The organism is Bradyrhizobium sp. USDA 4486 (genome assembly GCF_054057995.1).
Genome location: NZ_JBSRZV010000001.1, coordinates 4,625,558 through 4,638,917, shown reverse-complemented (window position 1 = coordinate 4,638,917; position 13,360 = coordinate 4,625,558). Strand labels below are relative to the sequence as shown.

At 61.3% G+C, this 13,360-nt stretch carries 3 protein-coding genes; all 3 read left to right on the top strand.

From position 1 onward, the window contains the following. Position 1 precedes the first annotated feature (1 nt). The 3 genes from ACVWY3_RS22410 (at position 2) to ACVWY3_RS22400 (ending at position 13,330) form a co-directional block, all read left to right on the top strand. Positions 2-3,430, top strand: coding sequence for an SAV_2336 N-terminal domain-related protein (locus ACVWY3_RS22410; protein WP_456840422.1), 3,429 nt, complete (start codon positions 2-4; stop codon positions 3,428-3,430). 1,046 nt (positions 3,431-4,476) lie between these two features. Beyond that, positions 4,477-4,863 (top strand): ectoine synthase, encoded by a 387-nt coding sequence (locus ACVWY3_RS22405; protein ID WP_126262194.1) that lies wholly within the window; start codon positions 4,477-4,479, stop codon positions 4,861-4,863. Between the two features lie 448 nt (positions 4,864-5,311). Further along, complete coding sequence (locus ACVWY3_RS22400; protein ID WP_456840421.1) at positions 5,312-13,330, top strand: amino acid adenylation domain-containing protein; 8,019 nt, start codon at positions 5,312-5,314, stop codon at positions 13,328-13,330. Positions 13,331-13,360 lie beyond the last annotated feature (30 nt).

Here is a 13,360-nt window from a genome sequence, read left to right as displayed (position 1 = left end):
TATGCAGCTTTCCGACCTTCTGAAGGGGCTGCGCTCGGGCGGTGTAGATCTAGCCGCTGAGCATATGCTCGACTGCTTTTGGCTGGCCCACCACGTCAGTGGCAAGCTATTCGACGAGGTGGAAGACGTGCAGCAACGCACGCCCGCGGTCCAAACGCAGCCGGTCTTCGGTGGTGCTGCCGTCACCGAGCGGACCAGCGAAGCCACCGCCGGTCCACGAAGCGCCGCGCCCGCTCAAGTCTGGGCCGACGCGCCGAGCGGGGTGGGGACGCGCAGGGCCTCGCTCGGCTCCGTTCCTTCAGCGCGTGCCTTACCAAACCGCCTAGAGTTCTCGCGCGCTTTACGGCCGTTCACGCTCCGTAGAAAATCTGCCGAGCGGACAGAAATGGACGAGGAGCAAACAGTCGACGCATCCGCGACTATCGGTTTTCCCTTTCCGATGCTCAAGCCGTCGGAGCAGCGCTGGTTTACCGTCGATCTCGTGCTCGAGGACGATCCGGCGATCCCAATCTGGCGACAAACACTTCGCGAATTTTTCAAGATCCTGCATGAAAGCGGCGCTTTCGACGATGTGCGTTTCTGGCATCTTGAGAAGCGGTCGCGCGCGACGGATGCGGAGGGTTCTGATTTCGTGCTCGTGTCACAGGCTGGCGCCCGCATCTCAACGAAGTTCGTCGCCGGCAGCGGAGTTGCAAGGCTCGTCCTTTTCGGCACGCACGGTTCTTCGCCGAATTGGACGAATGGCAGTTATGATCGGCTTCTGCGCGATTGGCTGGACACATCGTCGGTCGCTCTCATCTATTTACTGCCAGAGCGTGATCGCAAGCGATCCCCCTTAGGAGAGCCTCAAGGCCTCTGTTCGGCTGTGAAGCCGGGACTTCCGGTAGCGCAGCTCGACGTGCGCCGTTATTGGTGGACGATCTCTGACGAAACGACCAGTCCCTTCGTGCCGGTGCTAGGCCTGGATCCCGCGAGCGTACACCGGTTTGCCAAGATGCAGATGGGTCTCGGCGGAAGCAATCCGGTGATCTTCCTGGATTCCTCGCGCATCACGTCATTGCTGCCGAACCGGGCCAACCCTTCCGAGTCCGATTTCGAGCAGATCATCTCAGCTCTCGCGGTGCAGTCACCCGACGCGCTCAGGCTTGCGCGTCTATTGTGCACGACCCCCTTTACGCTTCCGGTCGCGCGGCTGATCCAAGAAGCAGTTCTCGGACGAGATACCTCTCCCTATGTGCTTGCGCAAGTTATGCTGAGTGGGATCGTCGGCACCGCGGAAGCGGTGGCGAGCAGCGATCCGGAGCGCACCTATTTCGAGGTCCGTGCGCTCGCTCGAAGAATCTTATTGCGGTCTCTGCGCAAGTCTGAAGCCGAAGCTGCTGCGTCCGAGTTGGAGGCGCGCGTGTCGATGCACTTGGAAAATATCCAGGATCGCGTGGGCAGATACGCGGTGAGATACCTCGACGAACGCGGTGAACATTCAATTCCCGATTTCGCATCAGCATTCGCCCGAGTGAGCCGGGCTCTGCTTGGCGATCCAGCAACGGCCGCTGATTTGAAAACGAAGGCTCACCAATTTAGAAACAGGTTTTCCGAGCGCCGGCTTGCTGACGTCCTGGATAAGCTCCAATATGGACGCCATCTACCACTTGACCCGGAAAGCACAGAGGATGACGTTTGGAAAGCGCTGCTTGAAACCGGCCTCGTACGGCAGAACTCGAGCGGCGAATGGCGGCTGAGGGTCGGAGTGTGGGAGGAAATTGCGGGCGAGCCGCTGACCGGCGATGAAGGCCAGCAAGCTCCGACTGCACCCCTCAAGACGGTTAGCCAGTTCGCCCTGGTCATTGGCGCTCCTGGCGTGCCTGGGATGCCGCTGATCGCCGACGCGCAAGCCGACGCGGAAAGTTTTGTGGGGTGGCTCGGCGAAATAGGCATCGCCCGCGAGCAGGTTCTCTATTTGGAGCAGCCCGACCGAAGTCAACTGCTGGATGCAGTAGAAAACTTAGCAAAGCACGCCAAAGGCGCTGGCGACCATCGCCGAGTTTTCATCTATTTTTCTGGACATACGGTTGTCGACGGCCAGCAGCAGCTCTTTCTGAGGATGGGCTCGTCAGACCCGGAAGATATTGCGCTCTCGGAGATTGTATCTCAGTCGGCAAATCTCGGATCGTTTGACGATATCGTGTGCATAATCGATGGAGAAGGCGCGCCCCTATTGGGGAGTGAGCCTATCATGCCGCTGTCTTTCGTGCAGCGGATACCTCATCCCGTGCTCCCAAACATCATGACAATTGTTGCCCAGGGATTTGGGCGGCGGGCTATTGCACCACGGTCCTTTACGGCGGAGATACTGGATGCCTTGCGTACGGCCACCGTGAACGGCTACGTGACGACGCGATCCCTGACCCAAAGGTTGCATAAGCGTCTGAGTAGCGAGGTCTCGATTCGCCTATCCGGGAATGATTTCACGATTTGCGGACCTTTAGCCGGAATGATTCCGACCCAAGGCCCAATCCGATCTACGTGGATTGTCACCAGTATCGCCGAAGTGAAGGAACTGCTTGCCCGCGAATTTCGTCGGACTGGGAGCTCGCGGGACGAGCTCGATTCGTTTGAACTCAAAGGACCTGATGGCCGGATGAGCTTGTCACTTTTTCCGAGCAAATTTCGCGTGCCGCGTGCCGATCCTCCTCAGGCAATCATCGTGGTCGGGACCGCTTATCGAGCAAACGAGTCCGACCGAAGTCGACTATTGGTCGCGACCGAGTTCGCCGAGGAGCGCGAAACGCTGGCTCCTTCAATGAGACTTCTCAATGCTGCGCATAGAATTTCCTACGACGACGATTGGTCTCGGTATATCTCCATTCCAAACGCCGGATCGCCGCATGTAACTTTCGGGACTCTCGCCGATATGCGAATGGAAGGGGGCCGCTCGGCGTTGTCCGCCGCTGGCTTTTCGTCCGGCATGGACGAAATCGCCGAACTGCAGGAGGAGTTTCCGCAGGCCCATCTTCTAGCAGTATGCGTGTTGAGCGATGCTCCGCGACAGGATCTAACCGTCAATAGACAGCTTGCGTCGTTATTCGTGCGCGCACTTGTTCAGTCTCTGCTGGAGGCGCCGGAAGAGGAGCAAAGCCGATCGTCAGTTGCTCACGATGTTCGACAACAGCTCGAGCGCCGCCTCACTGCGGCTCTGGCCGCTTTGCCGCAGTCTCCAGCCGAGGCCGAGAGCGAGCTTGGACACGTCGCAGAGTTGTTGTCGAGAGATGGCAAACAAGACATCCCATGGATGCATTTAGAAGCCCAGCTCGCCGCTGCCTATGTCGAAGTCTCCTCCCCGGATAAACCAAGCAAGAAACCTCTCCGCGGCGATACAGCACTACCTGCGCCTTCGGGACTATTACTCCAAAGCCGAACGGGATTCGCTTGAAATCGCGCGCATGGAGAGCCACCTAGGTGACACTCTCTCGCTCAGAGGGGAGCTTACTCAAAGCCTGACTGATCTCGAAGCCGCAGAGGCGTGTTTCCGAAGGGCCGCAGACCATTTCCGCGCCGCTAACCGGACGAATGAGGCAGCGAGCCTACAACACCGCGTCCAGATGTTAGCCGATCGACGACGAGTGCAGAGCGCCTTTCAAGATGGCCCTGTGACTAAGAAGACCCGCCCAAGATCGCCACGAGCGAAGAAGCCCGCAAAGTCTGCTAAATCGGCGGCCAGAGCTCGGAGGCCGAAGCGCAAGGTTGCCAAAAAAAAGAAATAGCTCAAAGGGCAGCCACAGGGCGGCGCAGCTTGTGCCCAGATTTCCGACGTTCACAACGAGTTTCCGAGCGCGACGCCAGGAGTAGTTTGCAACTTCTAAAAGCGCGGATTGAAGCGGTTTGGGGGTCTTGAGGCTCCGCGCTGCTCGACCGGTTCTCGCTCCGAGGACCTGTTTGTATTCGGCCAATATCTCGCCAGTTTGTTAGATTGGCTACACGCCCAGCCAAATCGTTCTAATCGCTAGCCAGCTGAGACAGCCACAACTTTTATCTTTCATCGGTCTGCTATCGCGGCATGGGATTTGCTCTCCTAGCTGAGACGCTGGCGAACCCTATTCGCGGCGAGAGGCACAGCAAGGAAGGAAACAACTTGCCAAATTTGCGACTGGAGACAGTTCATGTCGCCGGCAATATCTCCAGCAGCATTCTGGGAAATACAAAGGTAAGCGGTACCGCGCGAAAGGTGGAACACCAAGCTGGTACGCGCCGATCCGGGTCGGCTGCGAAATACCCTAGTCGATGTGGGGCAAATGGCAGGGCGTTTGCGTGTAGCCAGTCCCGTGGGATTACTGCACGGGTTCTCGGCAACCGGCGGCGGGGTTTTTCGACGGAGATCCCAGTCGGCCGCGCGACAGGGGAGGTCGCAGTTCCGGGGCAGAACAACCGCCTCCAGCTTTTGGATGAATCACTTCAATCTGCACGGGGCAATCGAACACTATGATTGTGCGTAGTCTGCACGACGTTGAAGCAACCGATCACTTCGTCGATTGGGGCAATGGTACTAGCCACCGTCTCCTCACGGATAAGGACGGCATGGGTTTTAGCATCTGCCACACTGTCGTGCGCGCCAACACCGTTTCCCTTCTGCAATACCGGAATCATCTCGAAGCCTGCTACTGCATCGGCGGAGAGGGCGAGGTCGAGGACATGGACGGCAATGTCTTTCCCATTCGCCGGGGCGACATGTATGTGCTTGACAAGCATGACAAGCATTTCCTGCGCGGGGGACGGGGCAAGGACTTGATCCTCGTTAGCATCTTCAACCCGCCCCTCACCGGAACCGAGCGCCACAAGCTCGACGACCCTGCAGGCTCTACATATTGAGCGACGCGAAGAAACACCAATCTATATGCACTGCCGCTAATTGCCAGAAACGTTGACTCGAGCCATCCAGCACTGCCCCGTACCGCAGGCGCGGACCTCAGAAAAACTCTTTGTCCCGATTTTGCGAAGGGCGCACGCGATGCGGTTCGACTGAGCCGACAAATTACTTTGGGAGTCCAGGCTTGTCCGGAAGACCAGGCGGTGGATGCTTATGCCGATTAATGGCGCGCTCAGTTGTACGATGTCGGGCGACGCTGTTGGAGAACTGACATAGCACCGCTGTGACGATCGCAGTGATTGCACTCGATTTCACCGTTGGCACGATACATGCGTAATCCTCTAAAGAGCGCCATAGAGGAGAAGTCGTTCGATGAGAACGCTTACCAGAAACGCTGACGCGGTTGAGTGGCAGCTGCGATACTGCCGACATCATATTTGGTGATGCGGAATGAGCGATGAACAGGTGCAGAGCATATCTGGCGCACATGAGCTGCTGACGCGCGGTGAGGAGTTTTGGCGACGGCGCCTCGAGCAGTTTAGAAGATTGCACCCTCCTTTCGTGTCATCATCCGTGGCTGCGGCGCCTTCCCGATGGCAGTCGAGTTCGTGGTTTAGCCCAAGCGCTTTGGCTAAACGTTCCCCACAAGATCGCTCGGAATATTTGGTAACGGCTTGGCTGATCTATCTCGCTCGGATCACGGGGCAAAAAGAGTTTCAACTGGGATGGAAGCCTGCATGGGACGGATTGCAAACTGGCTGCAAACTCGTCGAGATGTTGATCGCCTCCGTCGTGCCGATGGATGTTTGCATCGAGTTTGGTCATGATTTTGAAGAAGTCCGCAAAACCGTAGCGGCCGAAGTCGCTGAGCTGAGAGCGCACGCTAGCTTTTCTCGAGATCTGATCGCGCGCTGCCCGACATTGCAAGGAGTGGAGGCGCTACGGGCGCCTCAGCCTTGGCCGATGGGCATTGCAATCGCGACAGAGGGCTGTTCCGTGGCCGACGATCTGTCGGCGAGCCATAAGGCTACCCGAGCCTTATGCGGCGATTTGCTGACCTTTGAGGTTCGCGCTCTGGATGGGAGCTTCCGCTGGCATTTTGATGCCGCTCGATTAGCGCCCAAGCAGATCGACCGCATGACGCATCATTTGCAAGCGTTATTGCGCGGTGTGATGGGCGATAGGGGGCAGGCTGTCGGCCGAATCGACTTTCTGCCACCCGACGAACGCACGTATCTACTTGACGATTTGAATCGAACGGCGGCGCCCTTTTCGTTTGAGCGATGTATCCACGACTTGTTCGAGGCGCAGGTGCAAAAGGCACCGGAAGCGGTGGCGGTGGTCCATGAGAAGGAGAGACTGAGCTATGGCGAACTCAATGCGCGGGCCAACCGGCTGGCGCATCATCTGATCGAGCTCGGCGTCAAGCCGGACCAGCCGGTGGCGATCTGCCTGGGACGCAGCCTAGCGATGGTGGTTGGTGTCTTGGCGATCCTGAAGGCCGGAGGCGCCTATCTGCCGCTAGATCCGGCGTATCCCTCAGCGCGGCTGCGGCAGATTGTCGACGATGCAAAACCGAAACTGCTGCTTTGCGATGTCGCCGGTCGAACCGCATTGGGCGCCGAGGCCGTGGCCGATGTGAAGGTGGTCGATCTGGAAACGGCCGCCCCGCCCTGGGCCGAGCGACTGCCTTCGAACCCGGACCCAGTCACGCTTGGCCTCACATCGCGCCATCTCGCCTATGTGATCTATACCTCCGGCTCAACCGGAATCCCCAAGGGCGTTGAAATGTCCCATGGCGCGCTTGTGAATTCGCTTGCCGGGATTGGCACGTCAAAACTGCGCACACTTCAATTCGCAACCCTGAACTTCGATGTGTCCTGCCAGGAATTGTTCATCTGTTGGAAGGACGGCGGTGCGCTTGTGCTCGTGCGGGAAGAGACTCGGAGGCGCTTCTCCGACCTGCTGGAATTTGTACAGCGTGAGGCGATCGAGCGGCTTTTCCTGCCGTTCGTAGCATTGAATCATTTTGCGGAAGTCTGGAGCAGGCAGCGCGTGCAGCTGCCCTCCTTAAGAGAGCTTTATACAGCCGGCGAGCGATTGCAGGCCACTCCACTGCTTAGGACGTTCTTCGAAGCACACCCGAACGCGAGATTGATCAATCAATATGGATCCACAGAAATCAGCGTCATTTCCGAGCACCGCCTTGCAGCTGATCCGTCATGTTGGTCCGAGATGCCTCACGTCGGGTGTCCGATCGCCAACACGCGGGTATACCTGCTGGACGGCCATGGCGCGCCCGTGCCGTTCGGTGCGGTGGGCGAGCTTTACATTGGCGGGGCGGGGGTGGCACGGGGCTACCTGAACCGCCCTGAGCTGACAGCCGAGCGGTTCATCGCCAGTCCCTTTGTCGAGGGCGATCGGCTGTACCGGACCGGCGATCTGGCACGTTATCTGCCGGACGGCAATCTTGAGTTCCTGGGCCGCAACGACGATCAGGTGAAGATCCGCGGCTACCGCATCGAGCCGGGCGAGGTCGTCGCAAAGCTTTGCGAGCACGCCTGGGTGCGCGAGGCGGTGGTGGTGGCGCGCCAGAACGGCCCCAGTGACAAGCATCTGATCGCCTATGTGGTCTGTGCGCCCGAGGCCGGTTCGGACGAGGGCGATGGGGGCGGGCTTGCGGGCGCTTTGCGCGCGCACTTGAGTGCGCGGCTGCCGGACTACATGGTGCCGAGCGCGTTCGTGCGGCTGGCGGCGCTTCCGCTCACGGTCAATGGCAAGCTCGATCGCAACGCGCTGCCGGCGCCGGCCGATCAGGCCTATGCGCTGGCAGCCTATGAGGCGCCGCAAGGCGCGGTCGAGACGGCGCTGGCGCAGATCTGGGCCGAGCTCCTTGGTGTCAAGCGCATCGGGCGCAACGACCACTTCTTCGAACTGGGCGGCCACTCTCTCTTGGCCGTGCAGATGTCGAGCCGGCTGTCACACGCGGTTGGGGTCAACCTGCCGCTGTCGACGCTGTTCGCAAGGCCAGTGCTGACTGACCTGGCGGCAAGCATCGTCGAGCTGTTGAGCCGCTCCGGGCCGCAACAGCTGCCGTCGATTGCAGCCGTGTCGCGCCATGAGCCGCTTGTGCTGTCGTTTGCGCAGCAGCGACTATGGTTTTTGGCGCAGCTGAACGAAGGCAGCACGAACTATCACATTCCGCTGACCCTGCGACTGCGCGGGGGGCTCGACCGCACCGCCTGGCAGCGCAGCCTTGACCGTCTGTTTGCGCGTCATGAGGCGCTGCGCAGTGTCTTTGTCGCAACGCAAGGTAAGCCCCGGGTTGAGGTTCTGCCGCCGGATGCGGGACTGCCGATAGTTGACCACGATCTGCGGGAGAGATCGGATGCGGAAGCGGCACTTTTGGATCTGTGCCATGAAGACGGGCGCACGCCGTTCGATCTTGCGCGCGGTCCGCTGATCCGCGGGCATCTGGTGCGGATGTCGGACGAGGAGCACGTCTTCCTGCTGACCCAGCATCACATCGTCTCGGACGGCTGGTCGATGGGCGTGCTGCTGCGTGAACTTAGCCAGCTTTACCGGGCGTTCGAGGCTGGGCAGGACGATCCTCTGCCGCCGCTTGCGATCCAGTATCCGGATTACGCCGCCTGGCAACGCCAATGGCTGTCGGGGGAACGGCTGCAGAAGCAGGCGCAGTATTGGCGCGGCGCCCTGGTAGGCGCGACCCGTCTTGTCTTGCCGACGGACCGTGCGCGGCCTGCCCAGCAGTCGTTTGCCGCGGCCACGGTCCCGGTCACCGTCGATGCGGATCTGACGCGGGAGCTGAAGCGGCTGAGCCTGCAGCATGGCTCGACGTTGTTCATGACGGTGCTGGCGGCCTGGGCGGCGGTGCTGTCGCGTCTGTCGGGGCAGGACGATCTTGTGATTGGCGTGCCGAGCGCCAATCGGGGGCACCGCGAGATCGAAGAGCTGATCGGCTTCTTCGTCAACACCCTGGCGCTTCGGCTCGACCTGTCGGGCAAGCCAAGCGTGTCGGAGCTTCTGGAGCGGACGCGGCGCACGGTGCTGGCTGCGCAGGAGCATCAGGACCTGCCGTTCGAGCAGGTGGTGGAGATCGTGCAGCCGCCCCGGGCTCTTGATCACACGCCGTTGTTCCAGGTGATGCTGGCCTGGGAGAACAATGCGGTTGGGTCATTCGAGCTGCCGGGGCTGAGTGTCGAAGCTGCCGGGGACCAGGTTGATCAAGTCGAGTTCGATCTGGAGCTGAGCCTTGGCGAGCATGGCGAGGAGATCGCCGGAACGCTGGCTTATGCCACGGCGCTATTTGATCAGGCGACGATCGAGCGGCAGCGTGGCTATCTGCTGGCACTGCTGCGGGCGATGGCCGCCGATGCGCAGCAAGAGGTCCACGGGATTGAGCTGCTGTCGGCTGCCCAGCGCACGTATCTGCTGGAGGAGCTGAACCGGACGGCGGCGCCATATCCTGCGGAGCGGTGCATCCACGAGCTGTTCGAGGCGCAGGTGCACAAGGCGCCGGATGCGGTGGCGGTGGTCTGCGATGATGAGCGGCTGAGCTATGGCGAGCTCAACGCGCGGGCCAACCGCCTGGCACATCATCTAATCGCCCTCGGGGTCAAACCTGGGGATTGCATTGCCACCGTGCTGGACCGCTCCGCCGCTCTTGTGGTGGCACAGCTGGGGATTCTGAAGGCCGGCGGGGTGTATGTACCGATCGATCGCGCCCTTCCGGTGGCGCGACAAGAATTGTTGATGGCCGATTGTGCTGCACGCTTGGTGCTTTGCGGGGATGATCTGGCTGAGGCGACGATACCCGTTCGTGCTATTGAGCCGCTTATAGCTGGTACGGAATGTAGCTCCGATCCTGGGCTGGCGTTGAGCGCTGAAACCGCCGCTTACGTCATGTACACCTCCGGCTCAACTGGCCTTCCCAAAGGAGTTGTTGTTCCTCATCGTGCCGTCAACCGGCTCGTGATCAACAGTGGGTATGTGAAGATCGATGCAGGAGATCGGGTGGCATGGGCTGGCAATCCCGCCTTCGACGCAAGCACATTCGAGGTATGGGCACCGCTGCTTAACGGTGGTTGCATTGTTGCCATGCATGCGGCCACCGTCAGGGATGCTGCTAGTTTTGCCTGGGCGCTTGAACAGCATCGGGTGACGTCACTGTTTCTGACAACAGCATTATTCAACCAATATACATCCTCGATTGCTCCGACGTTGGCGCAGCTGAAGCACCTCCTCTGTGGGGGTGAGCGCGGTGATCTTGCCTCATTTTTGAGAGTGTTGAAAGAAAACGGCCCCGTGCGTCTCATGAACTGCTACGGGCCCACCGAGACGACGACCTTCGCGACGATCTGGACTTGCCCGGCTGATTTCAATGGGTCGTTGGTCCCGATCGGGCGTCCGATCGCCAACACGCGGGTGTACCTGCTGGACGGCCATGGCGCGCCCGTGCCGTTCGGCGCGGTGGGCGAGCTTTACATTGGCGGGGCGGGAGTGGCACGGGGCTACCTGAACCGCCCTGAGCTGACAGCCGAGCGGTTCATCGCCAGTCCCTTTGTCGAGGGCGATCGGCTGTACCGGACCGGCGACCTGGCACGTTATCTGCCGGACGGCAATCTTGAGTTCCTGGGCCGCAACGACGATCAGGTGAAGATCCGCGGCTACCGCATCGAGCCGGGGGAGATCGTCGCAAAGCTTTGCGAACACGCCTCGGTGCGCGAGGCGGTGGTGGTGGCGCGCCAGAACGGCGCCGGTGACAAGCATCTGATCGCCTATGTGGTCTGCGCGCCCGAGGCCGGTTCGGACGAAGGCGATGGGGGCGGGCTTGCGGGCGCCTTGCGCGCGCACTTGAGTGCGCGGCTGCCGGACTACATGGTGCCGAGCGCGTTCGTGCGGCTGGCGGCGCTTCCGCTCACGGTGAACGGCAAGCTCGATCGCAACGCGCTGCCGGCGCCGGCCGATCAGGCCTATGCACTGGCGGCCTATGAGGCGCCGCAAGGCGCGGTCGAGACGGCGCTGGCGCAGATCTGGGCCGAGCTCCTTGGTATCGAGCGCATCGGGCGCAACGACCACTTCTTCGAACTGGGCGGCCACTCCCTCTTGGCCGTGCAGATGTCGAGCCGGCTGTCCCACGCGGTTGGGGTCAACCTGCCGCTGTCGACGCTGTTCGCAAGGCCAGTGCTGACTGACCTGGCGGCAAGCATCGTCGAGCTGTTGAGCCGCTGCGGGCCGCAACAGCTGCCGTCGATTGCAGCCGTGTCGCGCCATGAGCCGCTTGTGCTGTCGTTTGCGCAGCAGCGACTATGGTTTTTGGCGCAGCTGAACGAAGGCAGCACGAACTATCACATTCCGCTGACCCTGCGACTGCGCGGGGGGCTCGACCGCACCGCCTGGCAGCGCAGCCTTGACCGTCTGTTTGCGCGTCATGAGGCGCTGCGCAGTGTCTTTGTCGCAACGCAAGGTAAGCCCCGGGTTGAGGTTCTGCCGCCGGATGCGGGACTGCCGATAGTTGACCACGATCTGCGGGAGAGATCGGATGCGGAAGCGGCACTTTTGGATCTGTGCCATGAAGACGGGCGCACGCCGTTCGATCTTGCGCGCGGTCCGCTGATCCGCGGGCATCTGGTGCGGATGTCGGACGAGGAGCACGTCTTCCTGCTGACCCAGCATCACATCGTCTCGGACGGCTGGTCGATGGGCGTGCTGCTGCGTGAACTTAGCCAGCTTTACCGGGCGTTCGAGGCTGGGCAGGACGATCCTCTGCCGCCGCTTGCGATCCAGTATCCGGATTACGCCGCCTGGCAACGCCAATGGCTGTCGGGGGAACGGCTGCAGAAGCAGGCGCAGTATTGGCGCGGCGCCCTGGTAGGCGCGACCCGTCTTGTCTTGCCGACGGACCGTGCGCGGCCTGCCCAGCAGTCGTTTGCCGCGGCCACGGTCCCGGTCACCGTCGATGCGGATCTGACGCGGGAGCTGAAGCGGCTGAGCCTGCAGCATGGCTCGACGTTGTTCATGACGGTGCTGGCGGCCTGGGCGGCGGTGCTGTCGCGTCTGTCGGGGCAGGACGATCTTGTGATTGGCGTGCCGAGCGCCAATCGGGGGCACCGCGAGATCGAAGAGCTGATCGGGTTCTTCGTCAACACCCTGGCGCTACGGCTCGACCTGTCGGGCAAGCCAAGCGTGTCGGAGCTTCTGGAGCGGACGCGGCGCACGGTGCTGGCTGCGCAAGAGCATCAGGACCTGCCGTTCGAGCAGGTGGTGGAGATCGTGCAGCCGCCCCGGGCTCTTGATCACACGCCGTTGTTCCAGGTGATGCTGGCCTGGGAGAACAATGCGGTTGGGTCATTGGACCTGCCGGGGCTGAGTGTCGAACCTGCCAGGGAGGAGATTGATCAGCTCAAGTTCGATCTGGAGCTGAGCCTTGGCGAGCATGGCGAGGAGATCGCCGGAACGCTGGCTTATGCCACGGCGCTATTTGATCAGGCGACGATCGAGCGGCAGCGTGGCTATCTGCTGGCACTGCTGCGGGCGATGGCCGCCGATGCGCAGCAAGAGGTCCGCCGGATTGAGCTGCTGTCGGCTGCCGAGCGCACGTATCTGCTGGAGGAGCTGAACCGGACGGCGGCGCCGTACCCTGCGGAGCGGTGTATCCACGAGCTGTTCGAGGCGCAGGTGCACAAGGCGCCGGATGCGGTGGCGGTGGTCTGCGGTGATGAGCGGCTGAGCTATGGCGAGCTCAACGCGCGGGCCAACCGCCTGGCACATCATCTAATCGCCCTCGGGGCCGGGCCGGACCAGCCGGTTGCGATCTGCGTCGAGCGCAGTTCGATGATGGTTGTTGGGCTTCTGGCGATCCTGAAGGCCGGCGGGGCGTATATGCCGCTGGACCCGGCCTATCCGCCGGCGCGGCTGCATCAGGTGCTCGATGACGCGGCGCCGCGGCTGCTGCTGGCCGATGTGGCCGGCCGTGCCGCCTTCGGCGCAGATGTGCGGGCCAATATGAGCATTGTGGAGCTCGATGCTGCGGCGCCGGCCTGGGCCAGCTTGCCGGAAGCGGATCCCGACCCGCGCGCGCTCAGCCTGACCTCCCGCAATCTCGCCTATGTGATCTACACCTCGGGATCCACGGGCGCGCCCAAAGGGGCACAGAATGAACATCGGGCTATCGTCAATCGCCTGATCTGGATGCAGAGCGCCTATGGCCTCAAGGCAACAGACGTCGTGTTGCAGAAGACGCCATTTAGCTTCGATGTCTCCGCCTGGGAGTTCTTTTGGACTTTGCTCGAAGGGGCAACGTTGGTACTGGCGCCGCCCGGTGCGCACAGAGATCCCGATGCATTGGTCGGCTTGATCGTCAGCCAGCGCATCACGACGATTCACTTCGTGCCATCCATGCTGGTGTCGCGCGCCGATCAGGATGGAAGAGCGCGTCAATCAAGGTGAGAGAGTTTCGCCGGGCTCGTGACGAAGGGA